This is a genomic window from Nonomuraea sp. C10 (genome assembly GCF_008017515.1).
Taxonomy (GTDB): Bacteria; Actinomycetota; Actinomycetes; order Streptosporangiales; family Streptosporangiaceae; genus Nonomuraea; species Nonomuraea ferruginea.
Window position 1 is genome coordinate 986180 of record NZ_VPFF01000001.1, and the last position, 24676, is coordinate 1010855.

At 72.3% G+C, this 24676-nt stretch carries 24 protein-coding genes; 18 read left to right on the forward strand and 6 right to left on the reverse strand.

Annotated features, from left to right (window positions below; genetic code table 11):
* The first annotated feature begins 41 nt into the window (after positions 1 to 41).
* The 11 genes from FR742_RS04620 to FR742_RS04670 are packed head-to-tail and all read left to right on the forward strand — an operon-like array spanning position 42 to position 11985.
* A complete protein-coding gene (locus tag FR742_RS04620) occupies positions 42 to 1205 on the forward strand; it encodes an acyl-CoA dehydrogenase family protein (RefSeq protein WP_148029764.1) in 1164 nt (387 codons plus the stop codon).
* Positions 1202 to 2020 (forward strand): cyclase family protein, encoded by an 819-nt coding sequence (locus tag FR742_RS04625; RefSeq protein WP_148029765.1) that lies wholly within the window; start codon positions 1202 to 1204, stop codon positions 2018 to 2020. The genes FR742_RS04620 and FR742_RS04625 overlap by 4 nt, the downstream gene beginning before the upstream one ends.
* A gap of 14 nt (positions 2021 to 2034) precedes the next feature.
* Entirely contained in the window at positions 2035 to 2679 is a 645-nt protein-coding gene (locus FR742_RS04630; RefSeq protein ID WP_187280994.1) for a TetR/AcrR family transcriptional regulator, read from the forward strand.
* 2 nt (positions 2680 to 2681) lie between these two features.
* The gene (locus FR742_RS04635) at positions 2682 to 4007 is read left to right on the forward strand and encodes a phenylacetate--CoA ligase family protein (protein ID WP_148029767.1); all 1326 of its coding nucleotides are present in this window, start codon (positions 2682 to 2684) and stop codon (positions 4005 to 4007) included.
* Positions 4008 to 4023: 16 nt separating this feature from the next.
* On the forward strand, positions 4024 to 5202 hold the full coding sequence (locus FR742_RS04640) for a thiolase family protein (RefSeq protein WP_148029768.1): 1179 nt from the start codon (positions 4024 to 4026) through the stop codon (positions 5200 to 5202).
* Positions 5199 to 6707 carry a 3-hydroxyacyl-CoA dehydrogenase gene (locus tag FR742_RS04645; protein WP_222708837.1) on the forward strand — a complete coding sequence of 503 codons (1509 nt, stop codon included), beginning with the start codon at positions 5199 to 5201 and terminating at the stop codon, positions 6705 to 6707. Before FR742_RS04640 ends, FR742_RS04645 begins: the two co-directional genes overlap by 4 nt.
* Positions 6704 to 7507 (forward strand): SDR family oxidoreductase, encoded by an 804-nt coding sequence (locus FR742_RS04650; RefSeq protein ID WP_148029769.1) that lies wholly within the window; start codon positions 6704 to 6706, stop codon positions 7505 to 7507. Before FR742_RS04645 ends, FR742_RS04650 begins: the two co-directional genes overlap by 4 nt.
* The gene (locus FR742_RS04655; protein WP_148029770.1) at positions 7504 to 8325 is read left to right on the forward strand and encodes a CoA transferase subunit A; all 822 of its coding nucleotides are present in this window, start codon (positions 7504 to 7506) and stop codon (positions 8323 to 8325) included. The genes FR742_RS04650 and FR742_RS04655 overlap by 4 nt, the downstream gene beginning before the upstream one ends.
* On the forward strand, positions 8318 to 9070 hold the full coding sequence (locus FR742_RS04660; RefSeq protein ID WP_148029771.1) for a co-chaperone HscB: 753 nt from the start codon (positions 8318 to 8320) through the stop codon (positions 9068 to 9070). The genes FR742_RS04655 and FR742_RS04660 overlap by 8 nt, the downstream gene beginning before the upstream one ends.
* A 10-nt stretch (positions 9071 to 9080) precedes the next feature.
* Positions 9081 to 11225 (forward strand): acyl-CoA dehydrogenase family protein, encoded by a 2145-nt coding sequence (locus FR742_RS04665; protein WP_148029772.1) that lies wholly within the window; start codon positions 9081 to 9083, stop codon positions 11223 to 11225.
* Positions 11226 to 11235: 10 nt separating this feature from the next.
* On the forward strand, positions 11236 to 11985 hold the full coding sequence (locus FR742_RS04670) for an enoyl-CoA hydratase (RefSeq protein WP_148029773.1): 750 nt from the start codon (positions 11236 to 11238) through the stop codon (positions 11983 to 11985).
* 46 nt (positions 11986 to 12031) lie between these two features.
* Here the strand turns inward: FR742_RS04670 and FR742_RS04675 are convergent, their stop codons facing one another.
* The 5 genes from FR742_RS04675 to FR742_RS04695 are packed head-to-tail and all read right to left on the reverse strand — an operon-like array spanning position 12032 to position 16187.
* A complete protein-coding gene (locus tag FR742_RS04675; protein ID WP_187280995.1) occupies positions 12032 to 13243 on the reverse strand; it encodes a CaiB/BaiF CoA-transferase family protein in 1212 nt (403 codons plus the stop codon).
* Entirely contained in the window at positions 13236 to 13946 is a 711-nt protein-coding gene (locus FR742_RS04680; protein WP_148029775.1) for a 2-oxo acid dehydrogenase subunit E2, read from the reverse strand. Before FR742_RS04680 ends, FR742_RS04675 begins: the two co-directional genes overlap by 8 nt.
* A complete protein-coding gene (locus FR742_RS04685) occupies positions 13943 to 14185 on the reverse strand; it encodes a biotin/lipoyl-containing protein (protein WP_148029776.1) in 243 nt (80 codons plus the stop codon). Before FR742_RS04685 ends, FR742_RS04680 begins: the two co-directional genes overlap by 4 nt.
* Positions 14186 to 14187: 2 nt before the next feature.
* Positions 14188 to 15204, reverse strand: coding sequence for an alpha-ketoacid dehydrogenase subunit beta (locus FR742_RS04690; RefSeq protein ID WP_148029777.1), 1017 nt, complete (start codon positions 15202 to 15204; stop codon positions 14188 to 14190).
* Positions 15201 to 16187 (reverse strand): thiamine pyrophosphate-dependent dehydrogenase E1 component subunit alpha, encoded by a 987-nt coding sequence (locus FR742_RS04695; protein WP_148029778.1) that lies wholly within the window; start codon positions 16185 to 16187, stop codon positions 15201 to 15203. Before FR742_RS04695 ends, FR742_RS04690 begins: the two co-directional genes overlap by 4 nt.
* Before the next feature lie 332 nt (positions 16188 to 16519).
* Between FR742_RS04695 and FR742_RS04700 the strand changes: the two genes are divergently transcribed.
* From FR742_RS04700 to FR742_RS04725, 6 genes are read left to right on the forward strand one after another with little or no spacing between them, the layout of a single operon-like run.
* Complete coding sequence (locus tag FR742_RS04700) at positions 16520 to 17368, forward strand: ABC transporter ATP-binding protein (protein ID WP_148029779.1); 849 nt, start codon at positions 16520 to 16522, stop codon at positions 17366 to 17368.
* Positions 17365 to 18078 carry an ABC transporter ATP-binding protein gene (locus FR742_RS04705; protein ID WP_148029780.1) on the forward strand — a complete coding sequence of 238 codons (714 nt, stop codon included), beginning with the start codon at positions 17365 to 17367 and terminating at the stop codon, positions 18076 to 18078. Before FR742_RS04700 ends, FR742_RS04705 begins: the two co-directional genes overlap by 4 nt.
* Positions 18079 to 18091: 13 nt before the next feature.
* On the forward strand, positions 18092 to 19135 hold the full coding sequence (locus FR742_RS04710) for a branched-chain amino acid ABC transporter permease (RefSeq protein ID WP_148029781.1): 1044 nt from the start codon (positions 18092 to 18094) through the stop codon (positions 19133 to 19135).
* Positions 19135 to 20301 carry a branched-chain amino acid ABC transporter permease gene (locus tag FR742_RS04715; protein WP_148029782.1) on the forward strand — a complete coding sequence of 389 codons (1167 nt, stop codon included), beginning with the start codon at positions 19135 to 19137 and terminating at the stop codon, positions 20299 to 20301. The genes FR742_RS04710 and FR742_RS04715 overlap by 1 nt, the downstream gene beginning before the upstream one ends.
* Before the next feature lie 31 nt (positions 20302 to 20332).
* On the forward strand, positions 20333 to 21763 hold the full coding sequence (locus FR742_RS04720; RefSeq protein ID WP_148029783.1) for an ABC transporter substrate-binding protein: 1431 nt from the start codon (positions 20333 to 20335) through the stop codon (positions 21761 to 21763).
* Between the two features lie 56 nt (positions 21764 to 21819).
* Entirely contained in the window at positions 21820 to 22719 is a 900-nt protein-coding gene (locus FR742_RS04725; protein ID WP_148029784.1) for an SDR family NAD(P)-dependent oxidoreductase, read from the forward strand.
* Positions 22720 to 22733: 14 nt separating this feature from the next.
* Here FR742_RS04725 and FR742_RS04730 read toward each other — a convergent pair whose 3' ends face one another.
* Complete coding sequence (locus FR742_RS04730; protein ID WP_148029785.1) at positions 22734 to 23621, reverse strand: SDR family NAD(P)-dependent oxidoreductase; 888 nt, start codon at positions 23619 to 23621, stop codon at positions 22734 to 22736.
* Between the two features lie 72 nt (positions 23622 to 23693).
* Here FR742_RS04730 and FR742_RS04735 point away from each other — a divergent pair, with 72 nt between their 5' ends.
* Positions 23694 to 24674 (forward strand): aldo/keto reductase, encoded by a 981-nt coding sequence (locus tag FR742_RS04735; RefSeq protein WP_148029786.1) that lies wholly within the window; start codon positions 23694 to 23696, stop codon positions 24672 to 24674.
* Positions 24675 to 24676 lie beyond the last annotated feature (2 nt).

Sequence of the window (24676 nt, forward strand, 5' to 3'; positions counted from 1 at the left end):
ATCCTCGAACCAACCTACTCAGTAGTATGTTAGGAGTGTCCGTGGCGGTCATCTGGCAACCGGAGCTCGACGGGGAACGGCGGAGATGGGTCGATCTCGCCGCCCGGCTCACCGAGGACCACTTCGCCCCCCTGGCCGAAGAGCTCGACCGCGACCAGCGCTATCCGTGGGAGAGCGTGGAGAGACTGGTCGAGTCCGGTCTCGCGGGCCTGTTCGTGCCCCGGGAGTACGGCGGCCAGGGCGCCGACCTGGAGACCACCTGTGCCGTCATCGAGACGGTCTCGCGTGGTTGCACCTCCACCGGGTCGATCCTGGCGGCGTACGCCCTGGGAGGCACGCCGCTCCTGCTCGCCGGCACCGACCGGCAGAAGGCCGAACACCTCGGCGGCCTGGCCGCGGGCAAGGCGGTCAGCTTCGCGCTCAGTGAGGAGGGCGCGGGGAGCGACGCCGCGGGCATCAGGACGACCGCGGTCCGCGAGGGCGACCGCTGGCGCCTGCGCGGAGAGAAGATCTTCATCGGGAACGGCGGAGCCTCCCAGTCCTACATCGTGTTCGCGCTCACGGACCCGGAAGCGGGCACGCGCGGGATCACCGCCTTCCTGGTCGACAAGGACGCCGACGGCGTGGTGATCGACCGCTACGAGGACAAGATGGGCATCCGCGGCACCCTGACCAGCAACCTCAAGCTGGACACGGTCGTCGGCGACGACGCCGTCCTCGGCGAGCCGAACCGCGGGATGCGTCTCGCCATGCGGACGCTGGACGCGGGACGGATCTCCGTGGCCGCCCAGTCGGTCGGCGTCGGCTTGGCCGGATACGACGCCGGCAGCAGGGAGGCCTGCCGCAGGCAGACCTTCGGCAAGCCCGTCATCGACAACCAGGGCATCTCCTTCCCGCTCGCCGACGTCGCCACCGAGCTCACCGCGGCACGCATGATCACCGTCGAGGCCGCGCGCGCGTACGACAGAGGAGAGAACGTCAGCGTGCTCGGCGCGATGGCCAAGCTCTACGCGAGCGAGGCGGCGCACCGCAGCGTCGACCTGGCGGTGCAGATCTACGGCGGCGCCGGCTACTGCAGGCCGTGCCCCGCCGAGCGGCTGTACCGGGACCAGCGCATCCTGGAGATCTACGAAGGCACCTCGGAGATCCAGCGGCTCGTGCTCGGGCGGTTCATCAAGGCCGAGGCCGAGGAGGCGAGCCGGTGACATTCACCGACCACTGGACGCTCGACGTCCCATGGCCGGAACCGGGCCCGTCGACCGTGTATGACCTGGCGCATCGGCTCCACACCGGCATCCCGCACCACCCCAACCATCCGCCCTACTCCTTCACCCTCACCAAGCGGCATGGAGAGGTGATGTATCCCGACGGCGTCTCCGCCGCCGCCGAGATGATCACCACGGGCGGTCACGTGGGCACGCACATGGACGGCTTCGCGCACGTCTCCAGGTTCGGCAGGATCTACGGCGGCCTCGACGTGACCGAGAACCAGTCGTACGCCGACGGCGTCGCCGTGCACTCCGTCCACGAGATGCCCCCGGTCCTGGCGCCGGGCCACCTCGTGGACGCCACCGTCGCGCTGGGGCGGGACCTCACCCCCGATGACGGGGTGGACGCCGACCTGCTCGACGCCTGGTTCCGGACCCGCCCGCTGCCGGCGCCCGGCTCGGTCGTCCTGATCAGGACGGGCTGGGACCGGCACTGGGACGACAACGCCACCTTCCTCGGCACGTCGACCGGAGCCCCGGGGGTCACGCTCACCGGGGCGGAATGGCTGACCAGCCATGGGATCATCGCCTCCGGAACCGACACCGTCGCCTACGAGAAGATGCCGGCGGCGACGTTGCCGGTCCACTGTCATCTGCTGGTGGACCACGGTGTGCCGATCATGGAGGCGATGAACCTCGCACCTCTCAGCGAGCGCGAGGCCTGGGAGTTCTTCTTCATCGCCGCGCCGCTTCCCATCCTCGGCGGCACCGGCTCACCGATACGTCCACTGGCCCTGGTACCTCGGACGTAAGGGCGGTACACCCGTTGAGCAGCAGTGAGATCGGCCGGCCCGCACTGGGCCGGCCGGGCCCCGGCGAGGACGGCCGCAAGGCGATCCTGGACGCGGCGGCGCGGGCCTTCGCCCGCAAGGGCTACTTCGCGACCAGCATCGACGCGATCGCCGACGAGCTCGGCGCCACCAAGGGCCGTGTCTACCACTACTACCGGGGCAAGGCGGAGATCTTCCTCGACGTGGTGGTCACCGGGATGCGCGATCTCATCGCCGCGGTGGAACCGATCAGCGCCCGCCAGGACGCCGGACCCGGCGAGCGCATGTATCAGATGGCGCACCTGCACGCGTCCATGATGATGCTGCGCAACCACGCGCAGCGCGTCTCCGTGCAGGCGATCGAGATGCGCTCGGTCGCCGAGATCGCGATCCACCAGGACGTGCTCGCCGACGTGTTCGCGCTGCGCCGCCGGTACGAGCAGATCTTCATCGACGTGGTCGAGGAGGGCGTCCGGCTGGGCGACTTCGCCGCCACCGACAGCGGCCTGGTCGTCAAGTCGGCGCTCGGCGCCCTGAACTGGATCCCCATCTGGTACGCCCCTGACCGCACGCCGCTCGACGTGGAGAAAGTCGCCGACACCTTCGCCCGATTCATCGTGAACGGTTTGAAAGGAAGCTGAAGATGGACAGCCCGAGCTCGGCCGAATACTGGAGCGAGGTGGAGACCTGGCCCAGGGACCGCATCGCGGAGTTCCAGCTCGCCGCACTGCGGCGGCAACTCGCCTACGTCGGGGCGAACAGCGCCTACTACAAGGCGGCCTGGGCCGGGATCGGCTTCGAGCCGGGTGACCTGCGCTCGCTCGACGACCTGCGCTCCCTGCCCGTCGTGCGCAAGGCGGACTACGTGGCGGACCTGGCCGAGCGGGGGCCGTGGGGCTCGATGCTGGCCGTGCACCCGGAGGACGTGGCCCGGGTGCACTTCTCCTCGGGCACCACCTCCTCTCCGGCGCCGGTCTGCTGGACCCGGCAGGACCTCGACCGCTGGGCCGACCTGTACGCCAGGTTCGCGTACAGCCAGGGCGTGCGCCGCACCGACGTGTACCAGGCGCTGTTCGGTTTCGCCTGGTTCGTCGGCGGGCTCGGCGTCACCGCCGCCTACACCAAGATCGGCTGTACGGTCATCCCCGGCGGGTCGGGCGACACCGAGCGCCAGATCGACGTCATGGCGAGGTACGGCACCACCGCCGTCAGCGGCACGCCGTCGTTCATGCTGCACCTGGCCGAGACCGCCGAACGGCTCGGCCGCCCCGTGACGGGCAACCGGGTACGCCGGATCCAGGTCGGCGGCGAGCCGGGCGGCGGCATCCCCGAGACCCGCGCCCTCATCGAGGAACGCTGGGACGCCAAGGTGTTCGACGGCTACGGCTCACTCGAGTTCCAGCCCATCGCCTGGGAGTGCGAGCGGCAGGCGGGCGGCCACTTCGCCGAGGACTTCGTGCATGCCGAGGTCGTGGACGCCGAGACTGGCGCCCCGGTCCCGGACGGCAGCCCGGGCGTGCTCGTCCTCACCCACCTCGACAAGCAGGCGTCTCCGTTCGTGCGCTGGTGGACGGGCGACGTGGTGGTGCGCGACCCGGACCCGTGCGCGTGCGGCCGCACCCACGGCCGCCTGCGCGGGGGAGTGCTGGGCCGCGCCGACGACATGCTGGTGGTACGGGGGGTCAACTTCTTCCCGAGCTCGGTGGAGAGCCTGGTGCGCAGCACCCCGGGCGCCACCGGCGAGTACCTCATCGTGATCGACGAGGACGTGGTCGACCGGGCCACCGGCTACCTGACCGGCGTCAAGGTGCGGCTGGAGACCGAGGACGGCGCCGCCGAGTCCGCCGTGGACCGGCTCGCCCACGCCATCCGCGCCGAGCTCACCGTCCGCGCGGTGGTCGAGCCGGTCCCGTCGGGCTCGCTCGCCCGCAGCACCCACAAGGCCAAGCGCCTGGTCCGCGAGATCTGAACACCGAGGAGTGAACGTGGCTGACGACGTCTACATCGTGAGCGCCGTACGGACACCGCACGGGAGGTACGGGGGATCCCTCAAGGACGTCCGGCTCGTCGAGCTCGGCGGACTGGCCGGGCGAGCGGCGCTCGACCGTGCCGGGGTGTCGCCCGACGACATCGGCGAGATGGTGCTGTCCAACTGCAGGCAGGCCGGCAACGGCCCCAACCCGGGACGCCAGGTCGCCTTCAAGGCGGGCCTCCCGGAGCCCGTCCCCGCGCAGACCGTCAACATGGCGTGCGCCTCCGGCCTCAAGGCGCTCCAGCTCGCGGCGCACCCCATCCTCCTGGGCGACAGCGAACTCACCCTGGCCGTGGCGGCGGAAAGCATGTCGACCATGCCGTACATCGCCCCGTACACCCTGCGCTGGGGCGGGGTGCGGCGCGGGGACATCCTGCTGGCGGACGGCTGGCGGGACGGCGGCACCGACCCGATCTGCGGCATGAACATGGGACAGACGGCCGAGAAGGTGGCGCGCGAGTACGGCGTCAGCCGGGCCGACCAGGACGCCTGGTCGGCCCGCAGCCACCAGCGCCTGGCCGCCGCCTGGGACGAGGGCATCCTGGACGGCCAGATCGTCGAGGTGGCGCACGAGGAGGGGGCGCTCTCCAGGGACGAGACGTTCCGCCAGGGATCGACCGCGGAGAAGCTCTCGACACTGCGCCCCGCCTTCGAGGACGGCGGCACGGTCACGGCGGGCAACGCCAGCCAGATGGCCGACGGCGCCGCCGCGGTCGTGCTGGCCGGCGGCCGGGCCGCCGCCGAGCGAGGTCTCACCCCGCGTGCCCGGCTGGTGTCCGTGGCCGCCGTCGGCGTCGATCCCACCATGATGGGCATCGGCCCCACCGCGGCGATCCCCGCGGCCCTGAAGAAGGCCGGCCTGTCCGTGGGCGACGTCGATCTGTTCGAGATCAACGAGGCGTTCGCCGCGCAGATCGTGCAGAACGTGCGCGCCCTGGACCTCGACGAGGACCGGGTCAACGTGAACGGCGGCGGCATCGCGCTGGGACACCCGACGGGCCAGAGCGGCCTGCGTGTCGTGGTCAGCCTCCTGCACGAGCTGGAGCGGCGCGACGCCCGCTTCGGCGTCGCGAGTCTGTGCGTCGGCGGCGGGCAGGGCATCGCCGCCGTCATCGAGCGGGTGGCGGCATGACCCGGGTGGCGGGCATGACCGTCGCCGTCGCGGGACTCGGGCCGATGGGGCGCGGCATCGCCCGGGTGTTCGACCGGGCCGGAGCGCGGGTCGTCGTCTGCGACGTGTCGCCGGAGGCGACCGAGGCGGGGCTGACGCTGATCCGGCGGGAGGCCGAGGCCGACGGCGAGAAGGCCACCGTCGAAGCGGGCACCCTGCGATCCGCCCTGCGCGAGGCGACCCTGTTCGTCGAGGCCGTCGTCGAGAACATGGAGGCCAAGGCCGCGCTGCTGGCCGAGGTGCGAGCACACGGACGGGACGACCTCGTCGTCGCCTCCAACACCTCCTCGCTGAGCGTCGGCGAGATGGGCAAGGCCTTCGGCGACCCGTCGAGGGTCATCGGGCTGCACTTCTTCAACCCGCCGACGAAGATGCGGCTGGTCGAGGTGATCAAGGCGGCGGCCACCGCCGACGAGGTCCACGAGAACGCCCTCGGCATCGTCCGTGAGCTCGGCAAGACGCCCGTCACCTGCGCGGACTCGCCGAACTTCGTGGTCAACCGGGTATGCCGGCCGCTGTACTACGAAGCGCAGCTCCTGGTCATGCAGGGGCTGGAACCGGCCGTGGTCGACACCGTGGCGCGCGGCGCGCTCGGCCACCGCATGGGCCCGCTGGAACTGCTCGACTTCACCGGGCTGCACACCCACCTGGCGTCATCGGAGACGGCGCATCGGGAGTTCGGCGACCCCCGATACCGCCCCATCCCCCTGGTCCGCGGGCTGGTGCGCAACGGGATGACAGGCCGGGCCGCCGGCCGGGGCTTCTACGACTACGCGGTGGAGCCGCCACGCGACGGGCGCGGCCGGGTCACCAGGGCGGCCGGGCCCGCGCCGGAGGGCGTCAGCCTGCACGTGACCGGCCCGCACGCCGCCGCGCTGCGCGGGCATCCCGCCGTCGCCCGGCATCTCGCCGGCGACGCCCCGCTCGTGGTCTTCAGCTGCCACCGCGCCCCCACGCCCGAGGACGTGGAACAGGTCCGCGAGCTCGGCCGCCGCGCGCGGGTGGTGGTGGACGGCTCCGACGCGGCCTGGCGCGACCTGCTGCCCGCGGACACGGGCTGGGTGCGGCTGCACGCGTGGCGGGAGGAGGTCTTCGCCGAAGTGGTGGAGGACCCGGAGGCCGGCGTCGCGGTCCCGGACGACACGTACGCGCTGCTGGACCTGCTGGGAGCGGCCGGTGTCCGGGTGCTCGCGCTGCCCGGCCTGGTCGCCGACAGGCTGGCCGACTGCCTGGCCAACGAGGCGTACGCCGTCGTGGAGGAGGGCACCGCCCGGCCCGAGGACGTCGATCTCGCGCTGCGCCTGGCGATGAACCACCCCGAGGGCCCGTTCGCGTACGTCCGCCGGGCCGGGCCGGTCACCGTGGCGTCCAGGCTGCGCTCGCTGCTCGCCGAGATCGGCGACTCCCGTTACCGGCCCACCCAGCTCATGCGCCGCCAGGTCAGCGCGGAGACGAGGCGGGCATGACGGCCCGGACCTCCGTGCTCGCCGGCACCGCGTGCGCCGGCCTCTCCGCACTGGTCACCGGGGCCGGCAGCGGCATCGGGCGGGCGATCACGCTGCGCCTCGTCGAGCTCGGCGCCCGGGTCACGGGTCTCGGCCGCCGCGCGGAGACGCTGGCCGAGACCGGGTCGCTCGCCGCCGACCGGGAACGGTACGACTACGAGGTGTGCGACGTCCGCGACACCGAGGCGGTGGTCGCCGCCGTCGGCAGGACCGGCGCCCGTCACGGCCTCGGCCTGCTGGTGAACAACGCCGGCGGCCAGTTCTTCGCCCCGGCCACCGGCATCTCCGCGGGCGGCTGGCGGGCGGTGATCGACCTCAATCTCACGGCCGCCTTCACCGTGACCATGGCCGCGTACCCCTTCCTGGCCGAGGCGGGCGGCAGCGTCGTCAACATCTCCCTGTCCGGCGTCGAGCGGGGCGGCATGGGCATGGCGCACTCCGTGGCCGCGCGCTCCGGCATCCTCGGGCTGACCAGGACACTCGCGCTGGAATGGGCCAAGGACGGCGTCCGGCTCAACTGCGTCGGTCCCGGCACCGTGCTGACCAGCGCGCTGAGCGGCGAGGCCGGCCGTCACGTGCACGACAACCTGGTCGCCAGGGGCACGCCGATGCGGCGCGCCACCGCCCCCGAGGAGGTGGCGGAGCTCGTCGCCTTCCTGGCGGGACCGGCGGGTGCGATGATGACGGGCCAGCTGATCCAGATCGACGGCGGCGCGCACCTCGGCCCTGGGCTGCACATGCTTCCGGAGGCGTACGCATGACCGGTGACAAGCTGATCGGCCTGCCCGAGGCCGTGACCGCCCACGTTCAGCCGGGCCGCACGGTGTACCTGGGCAATTTCGGCGCCCAGCTCTTCGCCGTCGGCCACGAGATCATCCGGCAGGGCCGCACCGGTCTGCACGTGGTCGTCGGCTCCGGCGGGATCCTGCTGGACCAGTTGCTCGGGGCGGGAGCGCTGGCCTCGGCCACCTTCGGTCACTGCTGGAGTCCCGTCGGTCCCGGCCCCACGTGGAACTTCCGGCGCGCCGCCGAGAGCGGCGACAGAGCGGTGACGCTGTACGAGCTGAGCCTCGGGCTGATGACCGCGGCGCTGACGGCGGGCGCCTGGGGCGTGCCGTTCATGCCGGTGCCCGGTCTCCCCGGCACCGGCTACACGGACGAGGACTGGCCCAACGGCCGGATGTCCCGCGTGGACACCGCCTTCGGCACCGCCGACATCGTCGCGGCGATCACTCCGGACGTCGCGTTCGTCCACGTCGACCAGGCCGACGCCGACGGCAACGGCGTCATCCGCGGCCCGCTCGGAGAGGCGCTGGTCGCCGCGCAGGCGGCCCGCGCCCTCGTCCTGGTCGCCGAGGAGGTCGTCGGCACGGAGGCGGCCCGCCGGGCGGGCATCGTCATCCCCGGGGTGCTGACCACCGCCGTCGTGCACCACCCCGGCGCGGTCGCCCCCGACGGCACGATCGGCCGCTACGAGCGCGACGTCGCCGCCTACGAGCGGTACGTCGCCGGCACCTCGACTCCGGAGGGGTTCGCGGCGTGGCTGTCGGAGCATGTGACAGGAGGACGCGATGCCTGACGACCCCGGCGTGATCGGTTTCCTGATCCGCGCCGCCCGCGAGTTCCGGCGCGGCGGGTGGGTGTTCACCGGCTTCCACTGGCCGGTGCTCGCCGGTCAGCTCGCGTACGAGCTGGAGGGGGAACCGTTCACCCAGGTCTTCGAGGCGGGCGCCGGCGTGCACGGCGCCGCCGCGTCGGTGCCCACCAGCACCACGGACTACCCGGCGTACGCGGACGCGCTCGGCTTCACCGGCACCACGGCCGACGTCCTGCTGGCGATGGCCCGGCGCTTCGACCGGGTCGTCCTCGACGCGGGCAACGTCGACGTACGCGGCCGGGTGAACTCCTCCCTGATCGGGCCGGGTGACGCCCCGCGGGTCCGCCTGCCCGGCGGGGGCGGGGCGCCCGACATCGCGGCGCGGGCCCGCGAGCTCGTCTGGCTGTCCGGCGGCGACGACCTGCGGCGCGTCCAGCGGCAGGTGGAGCACGTGACCGCCGCGCCGGGGCCCGGCGCGCTCGTCCGCCTGCACACCCGGTGGGGCGTGGCGCGACTCGGTGACACAGCCGTCCTGGAGGAACTGGCCGACGTCCCGGGAGCCGACGCCTTCGTCCGCCATCTCGCGGCGCTGGGCGTACGGACCGACGCGCCCGTCACGCCCAGGCCGGCCGCCTCGGCGGCCGAGAACGCCGCCGCGCGGCTGGTGCTGCGCGCGGCGGCGGAACGCGGCTACCAGGTGGCCAGACGAGCGCTCGCAGAAACGTAGAGGAATCAGTATGGACACCACAAAACTCGACGAAGTACGGCACATCACCCGAGAGCTCGTCGGCGAATGGCTCCGGGCCGGCAAGTTCTCGCCGGTCTGCGACGCCTGGCTGCGCAGCTACGACCTGGACTTCACCAAGGCCATGGCCGAACGCGGCCTGATCGGGATCTCCTGGCCGGTCGAGTACGGCGGCGGTGGCGGATCGGCGCTCACCCGGCTCGTCGTGACCGAGGAACTCCTGAGGGCCGGCGCGCCGGTCGCCGCCCACTGGATCGCGGACCGCCAGATCGGGCCGTCCATCGTGCGGCACGGCAGCGACGCGGCCAAGGCGGAGTTCCTGCCCGCGATCGCCTCCGGCGAGGTCACCTTCTGTCTCGGCATGAGCGAACCGGACTCGGGCTCGGACCTGGCCTCGGTGCGCACCACGGCCACCCGGGCGGAGGGCGGCTGGCTCGTCACCGGCAGGAAGATCTGGACCAGCCACGCGCACCGGTCGACACACGCCTACGTGCTCGCCCGTACCGGCAAGGGGGGGAAGAAGCACGAAGGGCTCACCGAGTTCATCGTGGACATGGCCGCCCCCGGCGTCGAGGTGCGGCCGATCCACGACCTGGCCGGCGAGCACCACTTCAACGAGGTCACCTTCGACTCCGTCCTCGTCCCCGACGACCACGTGCTCGGCGCGGTCGGCGGCGGATGGGCGCAGGTCACCGAGCAGCTCGCGCTGGAACGCGGCGGCGTCGAGCGGGTGCTGAGCACCTACCCGCTGCTGGCCGCGGCGCTCGGGGCCGCCGGCGAGCTCGGCGACGGCGAGGCGGAACGGACGGGCGAGGTGCTGGCCAGGCTGGCGACGCTGCGCGCGATGGCGTTCGACGTGGCCGCCGAGATGGACGCGGGCCGGGCGCCGGTCCACGAGGCGGCCATGCTGAAGGACCTCGGCACCACGCTGGAGCGGGAGGTCAACGAGCTGGCCCGGACCCTGCTGGACACCTCGGTCGACCCCGGCGCCCCGGGCGCCGAAGGCCTGCTGGCCCAGGGCATCCTGGCCGCGCCGGGATTCACCATCCGCGGCGGCACGACCGAGGTCCTGCGTACGGTCATCTCCCGCGGCGCCGTCAGCGCCCGGGGGAGCCGGCCCGCGGACGACACCGGGCTCGGCGAGGTGGCCGACCAGGTCCTCGCCGGCCACGGCGGCGAGCCCGGCGACGACCTGCCCGAGATCTGGCACACGGTGCGGGACCTCGGCTGGACGGGCGTCGGCGTCGCGGAGACGCGCGGCGGCGAGGGCGGCGACCCGCACGACGTGGTGACGATCGTCGAAGGTCTCGGCCGCCACCAGGTGTCCGTCCCGGTCGCCGAGACCATCCTGGCGCGGCGCGCGCTGGCCGAGGCGGGCCGGGACGTCGCCGGCGAGGTCGCCACCGTGGCCGTGCCCCAGCGCGGGGAGAAGGTCCGGCTCACCGCCGACGGCCGGTTGCACGGGACCGTCTCGAAGGTGCCCTGGGGCAGGCACGCCGGACACGTGGTGGTGCTCGCCACCCTCGACTCCGGCCAGGAGGCGTTCGCCGAGGTGCGCACCGACGCGGCGGGGCTTCACTGGACCCCGGGCGCCAACCTCGCGGGCGAGCCTCGCGACACCCTGCGCCTGGACGGGACACCGGCCACCCCGCTCGACGGGCCGGGGGACGTCCTCGCCGAGGCCGCGCTGCTCAGAGCCGCCGCCCTGACCGGAGCCCTGGCCGCCGCCCTCGACCAGACGGTCACGCACGTCACGGTCCGCGAACAGTTCGGCAGGCCGCTCGTCAAGTTCCAGGCCGTGGCGCAGCTCGTGGCTCGCATGGCGTCGGAGCTCGAATCGGCCCGCGTCGCCGTGCGCCGCGCCACCCAGGCGCTGGCCGAGGGCCACCCCGGCGCCTGGACCAGGGTCGCCGCCGCACGCGTCATCACCGGACGCGCCGCGACGGAAGGCGCGCGCATCGCCCACCAGCTGCACGCGGCCATGGGCATCACCCGCGAGCACCCCCTGCACCTCGCCACCCGGCGGCTCTGGTCCTGGCGCGACGAGTTCGGCACCGCCCGCTGGTGGGCCGGGCGACTCGGCCGGACGTTCGCCGAACGCGGACCGGACCGGCTGTGGCAATGGATCACCGAGTAAGGAGCACCTGATGGACAAGGTCATCGTGGAGCCGGACGGCGGGCTGCGCGTCCTGACGCTCAACCACCCGGACAAACGGAACATCATTGACGACACCATGCGTGCCGAGCTGGTACGGGCCGTGACCGCGATCCGCTCCGACCCGGACGCCACCGCTCTGGTGGTCACCGGGGCGGGCTCGGCGTTCTGCGGCGGCGCCGACCTGCCCGCACTCTTCGGCGACACCACCCGCGACCTCGGCACCCTGCGCGAGGACCTGCAGAAGGTGTACGAGAGCTTCCTGGTCCTCCGCTCGCTGTCCATCCCCACCATCGCCGCCGTCCAGGGGCCCGCGATCGGGGCCGGGCTGAACCTCGCCATGGTCTGCGACCTGCGCATCGCCGGCCCCGGCGCCAAGTTCGGCGCGACCTTCTCCCAGATCGGGCTGCACCCCGGCGGCGGCTGCACCTGGTTCCTGGTCCAGGCCCTCGGCTCGCAGCGCGCGCTGAAGCTCCTCCTCGACGGCGGCACGCTCACGGGCGCCGAGGCGGTGGAGGCGGGTCTGGCCCTGTCCCTGGAGGACGATCCGGTGGCCGCCGCGACCGCGCTGGGCCGTACGTACGCGCGGATGGATCCACGGCTGGCGCGGCACATCAAGAGCGCGGTGCGGATCGCGGCGACGGAGGGATTCGAGGCCACGCTGGAGTTCGAGTCGTGGGCGCAGGCCTACTCGGCGACGCAGCCCGGCATCCAGGAATTCCTGGCCCGCTTCCGCAAGTGAGCCCGGACGGCGCGGCGCCTGCCCGGCAGGCGCCGCGCCGTCCTCGTCAGATGACCTGGTCCGCGCGCAGCCGTGTCATCGTGCCGGCGTCCAGGCCGAGGATCCCGCCGTAGACCTCGTCGTTGTGCTGTCCCAGCTCCGGGCCCAGGGTGTGGACGCGCCCCGGCGTCTCCGACAGCCGGGGGGCGACGTTCTGCATCGGGAAGGAGCCCAGCCGGTCGTGGATGAGCCGGACGACGGCGTTCCTGGCCTCGAAGTGCGGGTCGGCCAGCATGTCCGGTGCGGTGTAGATCAGACCGGCCGGCACCCCCGCTTCGTGGAGGCGTTCCAGCAACGCGTCGCGATCCTGTTCCCGCGTCCAGGCGGACACCAGTTCGTCCAGCTCCGCCTGGTTCTTCCCGCGCGCGGTGTGGGTGCCGAACCGTTCGTCGCCCTGCCACTCCGGGCAGCCCATCACCTCGGCCAGCCGGTTGAAGACCGTGTCGCGGTTGGCGGCGATCAACACGGCCGAGCCGTCCCGCGTGGGGTAGACGTTGCTGGGTGCGACGCCGGGGAGGATCGATCCCGTCCGCTCGCGCCGCGCCCCGGCCAGCTCCCATTCGGGCAGGATCGACTCCATGAGCGCCAGCACGGCCTCGTAGATGGCGGAGTCGACCACCTGGCCCCGCCCGGTGCGCTCCCTGGCCAGCAGCGCCATGACCGTGCCGAGCGCGGCGAAGGTGCCGGCCAGCGAGTCGCCGATCGAGATGCCGGCGCGGCTCGGCTGCCGGTCCGGCTCTCCGGTGAGGTACCGGAGGCCGCCCATCGCCTCGCCGATCGACCCGAAGCCCGCCCGCCCGGCGTAGGGGCCGTCCTGGCCGTAGCCGGTCACCCTCGTCACCACCAGGCCGGGGCTCAGCTCGGCCAGGGCGGCCGGCCCGAGTCCCCACCGTTCGAGCGTGCCGGGCCGGAAGTTCTCGATGAACACGTCCGCGCCGGCCAGCAACTGACGCAGGAGCTCCTGACCCTCGGCCTGCCGGAGGTCGCAGGTGATCGACTTCTTGTTACGGGCGATGATCGGCCAGGTCAGGGAGAGCCCCTGCGGCCGATGACTGCCCCACTGCCGCATCGGGTCGCCGCCGCGCGGATCCTCGACCTTGATCACTTCCGCGCCGAAGTCGCCGAGCAGCTGCCCGCAGAAGGGACCGGCGATGAGTGAACCGGTCTCGACGACCCGCAGCCCTGCCAGCGGCCCGCCGCGCCGCTCGTCGTCAGCCACCAGCGGCCACCTTCCCGTCGGCGTTCTCCAGGCGTTCGCGCACCCGGGCCAGGAAGGCGGCGGCGTACGCCCCGTCGAAGACCCGGTGGTCGAACGACATCGTCAGCACGGCGACCAGGCCCACCTCGACCCGAGTGCCGTCGGCCACCACCGGCCGTCGCGTGATGGTGTCCATGGACAGGATCGCCGCCTGCGGCTGGTTGATCACCGGGATGGTGAACAGCGTGCCGGAGCGGCCGAGGCTCGACAGGGTGAACGTGCCGCCCGCCATGTCGGCGACGCCGAGCGCGTGCGAGCGAGCCCTGCCGGTGAGTTCGGTGATGCGCTCGTGCAGCCCCTCGACGTCGAGCTCGTGGGCTCCGCAGATCACCGGCACGACCAGGCCCTCGTGGCTCATGTCGACGGCGACGCCGAGGTTGACGTGCTCGAAGACCCGGATCGAGCCGTCTTCCCAGCTGGAGTTGACCAGGGGGAAGTCGGCCAGGGCGCGGGTGACGGCCCAGGCCGTGTAGGCGGGCGCGGCGGGCCGGGCCGCCGACGCCCGCCGCGCGGCCTCCACCGCGTCGAAGCGGACCTCGACGGCCATCGCCGCGTGCGGGCTGGTGGCCAGCGAGCGCACCATGTGCTCGGCGGTGCGGCGGCGGATGCCGCTGGCGCGCCGTACCGTGCTGGGGCCGCGCGGGTCGGTCGTGACAGCGCTCACGGCGCGTCGCCGACGATGACGGCCAGGACGCTGCGCACGTCGACGACGTCCCCCGGCTCGACCTTGATCCGCAGGGTGCCGCCGGTCGGGGCGGGCAGGACCTCGCGTGCCTTCTCGGCCTCGATCTCGACCAGGTCCTGGCCCTCTTCGACCCGCGCGCCGTCCTCGAAGTACCACTCCAGGATCTCCGCTTCGGACATGCCCATGCTCAACTGCGGCAGGCGTACCTCGGTTTCCACGCTCACTTCTCCACTCCGAGCACGCGGCGCACGGCCGCGACGACCTTCTCCTTGGACGGGTAGATCTGCTTCTCCAGCACCGGGCTGAACGGCACGTGCATGTCGTCGCTGGTGACCCGCAGCACGGGTGCGCGCAGGCTGCCGAAGCCCTCCTCGACGAGGTGCGCGGCGATCTCGCTGGCGGCGCTGCAGGTGCGGTTGGCGGGGTCGACGATCACGCAGCGGCCGGTCTTGGCGACCGAGGCGAGGATGGCGGGCCAGTCCATCGGCACCAGCGTGCGCGGATCGACCACCTCGACGGAGACGCCCTCGCCGGCCAGGTCCGCGGCCGCGTCGAGGGCGTGCCTGACACCCCCGCCGATGCCGATGACGGTGACGTCGGTGCCTTCGCGCGGCACCGACGCCACGCCGAACGGGATCAGGTGGTCGTCGTCCTCCGGGGCCGCGCCACGGCCGCGGCGGCCCCACAGGGTCGCGTCCTCGAAGCAGAGCACCGGGTTGTCGTCGCGGATCGCCGTCTTGAGCAGGCCCTTGAGGTCGGGGCCGTTGCTCGGCACCATGATCTTCAGCCCGGGGACGTTCATGAACATCGGGTACGGGCGGTCGGCGTGGTGCGCGGCGGTGCCGCCGTGGTAGTAGAGCGCCTGGCGGAACACCACGGGCATCCTCGCCTGGCCGCCGAACATGTACCGGTTCTTGGCGACCTGACTGACGAACTGGTCCATGGCGCAGAACATGAAGCTGGCCACCGTCAGGTCGACGATGGGACGCAGCCCGGCCATGGCGGCGCCGGCGGCCATGCCGACGCTGGCGGCCTCCGACAGCGGCAGATCGCGGATGCGGCTGGGGCCGAAGTCCTCCAGGAAGCCCTGCGCGGCGCCGAAGACGTTGGCGCGCAGGTCCTGCCCCATCAGGATGACGCGCTCGTCGCGGGTCATCTCCTCGTGCTGCGCCTGCTGGATGGCCTGGAGGAAGCCCAGTTGCGCGGCGCGCCTGGCGGCCGCGGGCGCGGTGCTCATGTGGACGCCCCTTCGACGTGGTAGAGATCCCGGTACGCCTCCTCGGGCTCGGGATACGGGCTGTCGCGCGCGAACTCGACGGCCGCGGCGACCTCGGCCCGCACCTCGGCGTCGAGCGCCTCGACGGCGGCCTCGTCGGCCAGCCCTTCGTCGAGGAGACGCCGGCGGAACAGGTCGATCGGGTCGCGCTCCTGCCGCCACACGTCCACCTCGGACTGGTCCCGGTAGCTGTTCTTGACCCGCAGGCCGTAGGCGTGTTCGTGGAAGCGGTAGGTCTTGGCCTCGACCAGGCTGGGGCCCTCGCCGCGCCGGGCGCGGGCGACGGCCGCGGAGACCGCCTCGTAGGTCGCGACCGGGTCCTGCCCGTCGACGGTGACGCCGGGCATGCCGTAGCCGGTGGCGCGCACCGAGATGTCCTCGACGGAGGTGAGCTCCCCGGCGCGCACGCTGACGGCCCATCCGTTGTTCTCGCAGAAGAAGACGACCGGCAGCTTCCACACGGCCGCGAGGTTCATCGACTCGTGCAGGACGCCCTCGTTGGCGGCCCCGTCGCCGAAGAAGCACAGCGCGACGAGGCCGTTGCCCAGCACGTCGGCGGCGAGACCGGCGCCGACGGCGACGGGTATGGCGGACCCGACGATGCCGGACTCGCCGAGGCTGCCGACGGAGAAGTCGGCCAGGTGCATGCTGCCCCCCTTGCCCTTGCAGACGCCGCCGGCCTTGCCGAGCAGTTCCGCCATGAGCCGGTCGAGGCGGGCACCCTTCGCGATGGGGTGGCCGTGCGAGCGGTGGTTGCCGGTCATGTAGTCGTCCGCGGTCGTCGCCAGGCAGGCGCCCGCGATGGCGGCCTCCTGACCGATGCTCAGGTGCACCATCGCCGGCAGCTCGCCGGCGTGGAAGAGCTCGATCGTGGCCTCTTCGAACAGACGGATACGCAGCATCCGTCGCAACATCTCCAGCGCGAGATCGCGCTCCAGGTTCATACAGTCCCCTTCCGCTGTTCGTGCCTCGGCGCCCCCCGCCCACCAGCTGAATCAGCGGGTGTATCACAATGGGTGATCTAGGAGGGACAGCCTGGCGGCGCAGCTTCAGGCCGTCAGCGTCTGTGTTGACGTAGTGAATCCCATCCCCCGGGTTTCCGTCAACGTCAGTGGTGACGTTGCTCGCGGGCTCGACAGATAAACGGCCGTGACCTCTTGTGCTAACCCGAACCCGAATGCAAAGCTGCGTCAACACCAACGACGACGTAGACGCAGTCACGTCCTAGCGGCCCGCGTGCGATCCCGCCCCTGGAACATCACAAGGAGGAACGGGGATGAGCGGCATCAAACGTTCTTTCACCCTCAAGACTCGTCCGCCAGACACCGACCCCGCCCCCGGCACCGCCGGCAGCCCGTCGGGCGAGACGCTGCTGACCGTCCGCGGTCTGACCGTGCGGTTCGGTGGGGTCACCGCTCTGGAGGACGTCTCTCTACAGGTGCGAAGCGGCGAGATCTGCGCGCTGATCGGCCCCAACGGCGCCGGCAAGACCACAGCGTTCAACAGCGTCAGCCGCCTCGTCCAGCCCGTGGCCGGCGCCATCGCGTTCGACGGCGCCGACCTGCTGCGCGCCCGGGCCGGCGACCTCGCCGCCCTGGGCATCGCCCGTACCTTCCAGAACCTCGCCCTGTGGCCGGGGCTCACCGTGATCGAAAACGTCATGGTGGGCGCGCACAGCCTCGGGCGGACCGGATTTCTCGGCGCGCCCTTCGGCTGGGGGGTGCGCTCGGAGCACCGCGAGCTGACCGAACGGGCGTACGCCGCGCTGGCCGTGCTCGCCATCCAGGATGTCGCGTTCCAACCCTGCCAGGGACTGCCCTTCGGCACCCTGCGGCGGGTGGAGCTGGCCCGCGCGCTGGTCACCCGGCCCCGGCTGCTGATGCTCGACGAACCCGCCGCCGGCCTGACCCAGGGCGACGTGCGAGACCTCGGCACGTTGCTGCGCGCCCTGCGCGACGAGCTCGGGCTCAGCCTGCTGCTGGTCGAGCACCACATGCAGCTCGTGATGGACATCGCCGACTACGTCGTGGTCCTGGACTCCGGGCGCAACCTGCTCTCGGGACGTCCCGACGAGATCCGTGACGACCCCCGCCTCGTCGAGGCGTACCTGGGGAGCCCGCGATGACCGAACCCCTGCTCCGCATGAGCGGCGTGCGCGCCTATTACGACGGCGTCGAGGCCCTGCACGGCATCGACATCACCGTCGACACGGGGGAGGTCGTCGTCGTCCTCGGCGCGAACGGCGCGGGCAAGACCACCACGTTGCGCTCGATCTGCCAGCTCACCACCACCACAGGGGAGATCCGCTTCGACGGCGACCTCATCTCCGGGGCCTCCACCAGCTCGATCGTCCGCCGGGGCATCGCCATGGTGCCGCAGGGCCGCGGCACGCTGGGTGACCTCAGCGTCGAGGACAACCTGCTCGCCGGCGCCGTCACCCGGCGTGACAAGGGCGTGGCCGACGACATCGCGTCCTGGTACGAGACCTTCCCCCGGCTGGCGCAGCGGCGCCATCAGACCGCGGGCAGCCTCAGCGGCGGCGAGCAGCAGATGCTGGCCATCGCGCGGGCGCTGATGCTCCGTCCCCGGCTGCTGCTGATGGACGAACCGTCGCTGGGCCTGGCCCCGGTGATCGTGCGTGACCTGTTCGACGTGCTCGCCCGCATCAACCGCGAGCGCGGTGTGGCGATCGTCCTCGTCGAGCAGAACGCCGTGCTCGCGCTGGACATCGCCCAGCGCGGCTACGTACTGGAGGCCGGGAACCTCGTCCTGTCAGCGTCCGCTGACCAACTGCGGCAGGACGACGCCGTCCGGCTCGCCTACCTCGGAAACTGAACCAGGAGCTTGCATGGGCACCGTGTTGTCCCAGGCGGTATCCGGCGGTCAAGCCGACCTCGACGTCGTCGCCGCCCGCCGCCGGCGGGCGCGGCTGCGTGCCGTCCTCGTCGTCATCGTGCTGCTCGCCGCCTTCTCCGTCTGGGCCGTCATCGACGGCGGCGCGCAGCTGTACCTGCAACGGTTCTTCGACGGCATCACCAACGGACTGCTCTACGGCCTGGCCGCGCTGTCCCTGGTGATCGTCTTCAAGGCCACCGGAATCATCAACTTCGCCCAGGGGCCGATGGCCATGCTGGGCTGCTATCTGGCGCTGACCGTGCTGGAGCTGTGGCCGATGCCGGTGCTGCTGGCCATCGTCATCGCGATGGTCGTCTCCGGCCTCGGCGGAGCCGTGCTCGAACGCGTGCTGATCCGCCCGTTCGACCCGGACAACCACATGGCGATCATCATCGTCACCCTGGCGCTGTTCCTCGGCTTCAACGCGCTGGCCGCGCTGGTCTGGGGCTTCCGGCCGCTGAGCTTCCCCAGCCCGTTCCCGCAGGGCACCGCGGACGCGATCGAGATCGCCGGGGCCCGCCTGTCCTACCAGGCGATCGGCACGGCCCTGCTGGTGGTGGGCGCGGTCGTGGTCCTGGAACTGGTGCTGAACCGCACCCGTCTCGGCCTCTCCTTCCGCTGCGTGGCCAACGACGTGGCGAACTCCCGGTTGCTCGGCATCGACATCGGCCGCACCGTGCAGTTCAGCTGGGCGCTGGCCGCCGCGGTCGGCACCCTGGGCGCCTGCCTGATCGCCCCGTCGACGTACGTCGACCCCGGGTTCATGAACAAGATCCTGGTGTACGCCTTCGCGGCGGCCACCCTGGGCGGCCTCGACAGCATCCGGGGAGCCCTGGCCGGCGGCCTGCTGACCGGCCTGAGCGTCTCGTTGGTGACCGGATACCTGCCCGGCGTGGGCAGCGAACTCGGCCTGGTGGTGGGCTTCGCGATGATCATCGCGGTGCTGCAGTTCAAGCCGGCCGGACTCTTCGGCAACCGAGCGATGGAGCGTGTGTGATGCCGCTGCGGATCGAACGGGGCAGCCGCCGGCACCGGCTGCTGCGACTGGCCCTGGCCGGCGGAGCGGCGGTGCTGCTGCTCGGCCTGCCGCACCTGCTCGGCACCGTGTCCCAGGTGGACACGCTCTCGCAGATAGCCGCCTACTCGGTGGCCATCCTCGGACTGATCATCCTGATGGGCTACTGCGGGCAGATCTCGCTGGCGCACAGCGCGTTCATCGGGCTGGGCGGCTACACCACGGTGATCCTGGTCGCCGACCACGACTGGCCCTACCTGGCGACCATCCCGGTCTCCATCGTGATCTGCCTGGCCGTCGGCGCGCTGATCGGCATCCCGGCACTGCGCATCCGGGGCCTGTACCTGGCCGCGGTGACGCTGGCGGTGGCGGCGCTGTTCCCGGCGCTGGTCATCCGGTTCGAGGAGCTCACCGGCGGCACCAGCGGCAAGTTCGCCCGCGAGGCCATGCAGGCGCCGGAGTGGTTCTTCGTCAACCCCTACACCCGCGTCGGCCCCTCGATCGTGCGCTTCTACGTCATCGCCGCCGTGGCCGTGCTGGTCTTCCTGGTGGCGCGCAGCATCCTGCGCAGCCGGATCGGCCGGTCGATGGTGGCGCTGCGCGAGGCCCCGCTGAGCGCGGCGGCCAGCGGCGTCCAGGTCGCCCGGGTCAAGATCTTCGCCTTCGCGATCAGCGGGGCCTTCGGAGGAGTGGCCGGATCGCTGCTGGCGATCCAGCTGCCACAGGCGTCCGACACCCGCTACACACTCGACCTGTCGATCTTCCTCCTGGTGGCGCTGGTCGCCGGGGGCAGCGGCACCATGCTGGGCGCGATCCCCGGCGCGATCATCTTCGTCACGCTCCGCACGTTCGTCTCCGACTGGGCCGCCGCGCTGCCGGCGTTCCAGGGCAGCGACGGCGGCCAGATCGTCGGCATCATCTCCTGCCTGCTGCTGCTGGCGATCGTCTTCCTGATGCCGACAGGAGTGGCCGGCGGCCTGCAGAAGGCCGGCCGGCGGCTCGTCCAGTTCACCGACCCCGTCCCCGCGGGCTGGCGCAGGTTCCAGCTTTCCGCATCCTCCCAACCGACGCCGTCTGCGGACGCAGGGGGATCCCAGACAGCGTCGTCCCCGCAACCGGAGAACTCCGGTGCACCGACGAAAGGCTGAGCTCGTGTTCTCAACGGTACGACCCGCGGCTGTGGCCGTGGTCCTCCTGGCCGCGGTGAGCCTGACCGCGTGCTCCCATGACAAGCAGGCGGCCACCGCGGAGATGTGCGTCTCCGGGGCCGAGCAGAACGTGACCGCCGCCGCAGACAACCCGAACATCCCCAAGGCCGAGGTCGACGCCTCGCTCGGCCAGGTCGGCGACGGGTGCGTCTTCCGCGGCTCCGGCGGCTTCCAGCTGGACGTGTCGAAGTGTCCCACCGACTACGACATCAACACCGGCATCACCGGCAAGGAGATCCGGCTGTTCACCAGCATGCCGCACAGCGGCCCGCTCGCCGCGTACGGCTACATCGGCGACGGACTGAAGAACTACCTCTCGTACGTCAACGCCAACGGCGGCGTCGGCGGGCGCACCATCCAGCTCGACATCCTGGACGACCACTACCAGCCGGACCTGACCCGCAAGAACGTCGACAAGGCGATCCAGGAGAACAAGTACGCGGCCAGCGTGGCGATCCTCGGCTCGTCCAACAACGGCGCCATCCGCGACGTCATGAACGACGAGTGCATGCCGCACCTGCTGGTGGCCTCCTCCGAGGACCGCTGGGGAGACGTCGAGAACTACCCGTGGACCACGGGCATGGGCCTGAACTACGGCAACGAGGCCGGGCTCTGGAAGCGCTGGATCTCCGACAAGTATCCCGACGGCGCGACCGTCGCCGTGGTCGCCATGAACAACGACTTCGGCAAGGCGTACGAGGCCGCCTTCACCGACGCCGCCGAAGGCAGCAACATCAAGATCGTCGCCAAGGAGCTGATCGACCCGTCGGCGCCGAACATGACCGACCAGCTGACCTCGGCGGCGGCCAGCAAGGCCCAGGTCGCCATCTTCGCCGTCGCCGGCACGTTCTGCGTGCAGGCCATCGGCGGCGTCGAGCGCAGCTCGTGGGACCCGGACGTGATCACGGGCAACTCGTGCGCGCAGATCGAGACGTCGCTGGCGCCGCTGCAGAAGGAGGGCCTGACCGGTGACGGCACCATGGTCATCCAGTACTACTACAACCCGAGCGACCCGGCGAACAAGGCGCCGGAGTACGCCGAGCTCTACGCCGAGCAGATGAAGAAGGACGGGCTGGACCCGGAGGTCGCGCAGTACACCAACGGCTGGTTCTGGGGCTGGTACCTCGTGGCGGTGCTGCGCAACGCCGACGCGATGCAGGGCGGGCTGAACCGCGCCAACATCGCCGTGGCCGCGCGCACCATCAGCCAGCCGTACCCGCTGCTGGTCGAGGGGCTGACCTCGAAGATGAACGGCGTGGAGGACGCCTACCTGTTCGAGGGCGGCCAGATGTTCCGGTACGAGGGAGCCACCACCAGCAAGATCGGCGAGTGGAAGCCGATCGGCGAGCTGATCAACCGTGAGGGCAGCACGGGCAACTTCACCAAGCTCAACCTGCAGTGACCGGCGGCCGGGGTGCGCGGCGGCGCGCACCCCGGCCATCGACGAAGGAGTGACACATGCCCGAACTCGACTTCGACGGCGCGGTGGCGGTGGTGACCGGCGCCGGGCACGGCCTGGGCCGGGCGTACGCGGGCGAGCTGGGCCGGCGCGGCGCGCGGGTGCTGGTCAACGACCTCGACCCCGAGGCCGCCCGATCGGCCGCGCGGGACATCGCGGACGCCGGCGGCGTGGCGGTCGCCGAGACGAGCAGCGTCGCCGACCCGGCCGGTGGCGAGGCGATCATCGCGGCGGCCGTGGACGCCTTCGGCCGGGTGGACGTCCTGATCAACAACGCGGGCGTCGGACGGCCCAAGGACTTCGGCGACGTGGGCATGGACGACGTGCACCTGTCGCTGTCCGTGCACCTGCTCGGCGCCTACCACCTGATCGTCCCCGCCTGGCGGCACATGGCCGCCCAGGGCGGCGGCTCGATCGTGAACACCTCCTCGTCGGTCGGCCTGTTCGGCCAGAAGCGCTCGGCCGTCTACGCCTCGGCGAAGATGGGCGTCGTCGGCCTGACCCGGGTGCTGGCCGCGGAGGGCGCCCCGCTCGGCATCCGGGTCAACGCGATCGCCCCGGTGGCGAGCTCGCGGATGGCCGCCGACGTGTACGGCAAGCTCGATCCCAAGCTGGACCCGGCGCGCGTCGCGGCGGTGGTGCTCGCCCTGGCGCACCGCGACTGCCAGGTCACCGGCGAGGTCGTCTCCGCCGGTGGCGGCCGGCTCTCGCGCATCCTGATCGCGACGACCGACGGCTACTTCTCCCCGGACCTGACGGTGGAGGAGGCCGCCGCGGCACTGCCCTCGGTGGTGGCCGGCGAGACGGCGGTGCGGGTGCCGACCTGCGCCATGGACGAGATCGACCTGATCCGGCAGTGCTTCCCGGATCTCGACGGCTTCCCGATGCCGATGCGCTGACGGCGCCCGCCACGTCAGCCGCGCCGCCGCGGCGGGAGCCGTCCCTGCCCGCCGTAGGGCTGGAGCGCGGCGCCGAGATCGCCGTCGAACGCCGCGGCGACGTCCGCCGCGCTCCACCGCTCCCGTACGGCGTGCGGAGCGTCGGCGAGCTCCACGTGCGGCACGATGCCGAGACGCCGGCCGTCGAAGCTGAAGAACTGCCCGGTGACGCCCTCCGAGGCGTCGCTGAGCAGGTAGGTCACCAAGGGCGCCACGGCGGCGGGCGACATCTCGTCGATGCCGTCGAGAGGGGCGCTCGCGCCGTCCGGCGTGGGGGCGCGGCTGATCGCGTCACGGGTCATCCGGGTCAGGGCCTTGGGCGACAGGGCGTTGACCCGGATTCCGTCGGCTTCGAGGTCGAGGGCGGCAGCCCAGGTCAGCGCGGTGACGGCGCCCTTGGTCATGGCGTAGGCCGCCATGTTCGGGTAGCCGAACATGGCCAGGGACGAGGCGTTGACGATGGACCCGCCGCCCGCGCCCCGCATCGCCCGTGCCGCCGCGTCGAGGCAGTACGCGGTGCCGAGCACGTTCACGCCGACGGCTTCCCGCAGCCGGCGCGGGTCCTCGTTCCACGGCAGCGCCTCGTGGTAGAGCCCGGCGTTGTTGACCAGGCCGTCCAGGCGGCCGAACGCGGCGACGCACTCCCCGACCAGGGCCGCCGCCTGGCCGGGGTCGGCTATGTCGCTCGGGACGGCCACGGCGCGCCCGCCCGCCCTTTCGATCTCGGCGGCGGTCTCGCCGGCGGCCCCGGCGTCGACGTCGTTGACCACGACGGCGGCGCCGTGCCGTGCGGCGTCCACGGCGTAGGCACGGCCCAGCCCCTGGCCGGCCCCGGTCACCAGCACGGCACGTCCGACGAGCATGTCGAACTCCTTCTGTCAGCATTGACGTAGACGCTGACGAAGCTTAGGGTCGCACCCGAAAGGCGGTCAAGAATGCAGGACACCAGGCTGGACCGGCTCTGCTTCGGCTGCGGCCCGATCGGCGGCCTCGCCGCGGCGGGCGGCGACACCGGGCCGGAGCGCGCCGAGGAGATCGCCGTCGCGGCCGTCGAGGCCGCCTGGGAGTGCGGCCTGCGCAGTTTCGACACCGCTCCCAGCTACGGGGACGGCGCCGCCGAACGCCTGCTCGGCACCGCGCTGCGCGGCCTGCCGCGTGACCGGTTCACGGTCAGCGGCAAGGTCGGGCGCCGGACGATGGCGATCGCCGACCCGTACCGGCTGGACGGAGCCGCCGCCCGGCGGGAACCCCGCTTCGACTTCACCGCCGCCGTGGTCCGGCGCACCGTGGAGACCTCGCTGGAGCGGCTCGGATTCGACCGGCTCGACACGGTCTTCCTGCACGACCCCGACGACCTGCTCGGTCCCGCGCTCGACGAGGCCGTTCCCGCCCTGCGTGACCTGCGCCGGGCGGGCGCCGTCGGCGCGATCGGCGTGGGCACGACCCGGCCGCGGGCCGCCGAGGCGCTGGTCGCCGCCGGGGCCGTCGACACCGTGATGATCGCGGGGGAGTGGAACCTGCTGCGGCGCTCGGCCGCCACGCTGCTGGCGCGCTGCCATGAGGCGGGGGTTCCCGTGCTGGCCGCCGCACCGTACGCCTCCGGGCTGCTCGCCGTGGCCCGGCCCGGGCCCGGCCTGCCCTACCTCTACCGCGCGCCGTCGCCGTGGCTGCTGGAGGCCGCCGGCCGGATGGCCGACTGCTGCCGGCGCCACGGCGCCGAGCTGCCCCAGGCGGCGATCCAGTTCCCGCTCCGGCATCCGGCCGTGACCCAGGTGGTCGTCGGCATGCGCGACGCCGGCGAGGTCGTGGCCAACGCCGCGCGGTTCACCACCGATCTGCCCGAGGCGCTCTGGGCCGAGCTGGACACGCTCTGGGCCGGGCTCGGCACACCGCCCGGGGAACCCGTCCCGACATGATC

Bases quoted from the DNA above. Each gene is read 5' to 3' on its own strand.
- FR742_RS04635 (WP_148029767.1), top strand. From the start codon at position 2,682: ATGGACAGCCCGAGCTCGGCCGAATACTGGAGCGAGGTGGAGACCTGG.
- FR742_RS04645 (WP_222708837.1), top strand. From the start codon at position 5,199: ATGACCCGGGTGGCGGGCATGACCGTCGCCGTCGCGGGACTCGGGCCG.
- FR742_RS04650 (WP_148029769.1), top strand. From the start codon at position 6,704: ATGACGGCCCGGACCTCCGTGCTCGCCGGCACCGCGTGCGCCGGCCTC.
- FR742_RS04655 (WP_148029770.1), top strand. From the start codon at position 7,504: ATGACCGGTGACAAGCTGATCGGCCTGCCCGAGGCCGTGACCGCCCAC.
- FR742_RS04660 (WP_148029771.1), top strand. From the start codon at position 8,318: ATGCCTGACGACCCCGGCGTGATCGGTTTCCTGATCCGCGCCGCCCGC.
- FR742_RS04665 (WP_148029772.1), top strand. From the start codon at position 9,081: ATGGACACCACAAAACTCGACGAAGTACGGCACATCACCCGAGAGCTC.
- FR742_RS04670 (WP_148029773.1), top strand. From the start codon at position 11,236: ATGGACAAGGTCATCGTGGAGCCGGACGGCGGGCTGCGCGTCCTGACG.
- FR742_RS04690 (WP_148029777.1), bottom strand. From the start codon at position 15,204: ATGAGCACCGCGCCCGCGGCCGCCAGGCGCGCCGCGCAACTGGGCTTC.
- FR742_RS04695 (WP_148029778.1), bottom strand. From the start codon at position 16,187: ATGAACCTGGAGCGCGATCTCGCGCTGGAGATGTTGCGACGGATGCTG.
- FR742_RS04700 (WP_148029779.1), top strand. From the start codon at position 16,520: ATGAGCGGCATCAAACGTTCTTTCACCCTCAAGACTCGTCCGCCAGAC.
- FR742_RS04705 (WP_148029780.1), top strand. From the start codon at position 17,365: ATGACCGAACCCCTGCTCCGCATGAGCGGCGTGCGCGCCTATTACGAC.
- FR742_RS04710 (WP_148029781.1), top strand. From the start codon at position 18,092: ATGGGCACCGTGTTGTCCCAGGCGGTATCCGGCGGTCAAGCCGACCTC.
- FR742_RS04715 (WP_148029782.1), top strand. From the start codon at position 19,135: ATGCCGCTGCGGATCGAACGGGGCAGCCGCCGGCACCGGCTGCTGCGA.
- FR742_RS04725 (WP_148029784.1), top strand. From the start codon at position 21,820: ATGCCCGAACTCGACTTCGACGGCGCGGTGGCGGTGGTGACCGGCGCC.
- FR742_RS04730 (WP_148029785.1), bottom strand. From the start codon at position 23,621: ATGCTCGTCGGACGTGCCGTGCTGGTGACCGGGGCCGGCCAGGGGCTG.
- FR742_RS04735 (WP_148029786.1), top strand. From the start codon at position 23,694: ATGCAGGACACCAGGCTGGACCGGCTCTGCTTCGGCTGCGGCCCGATC.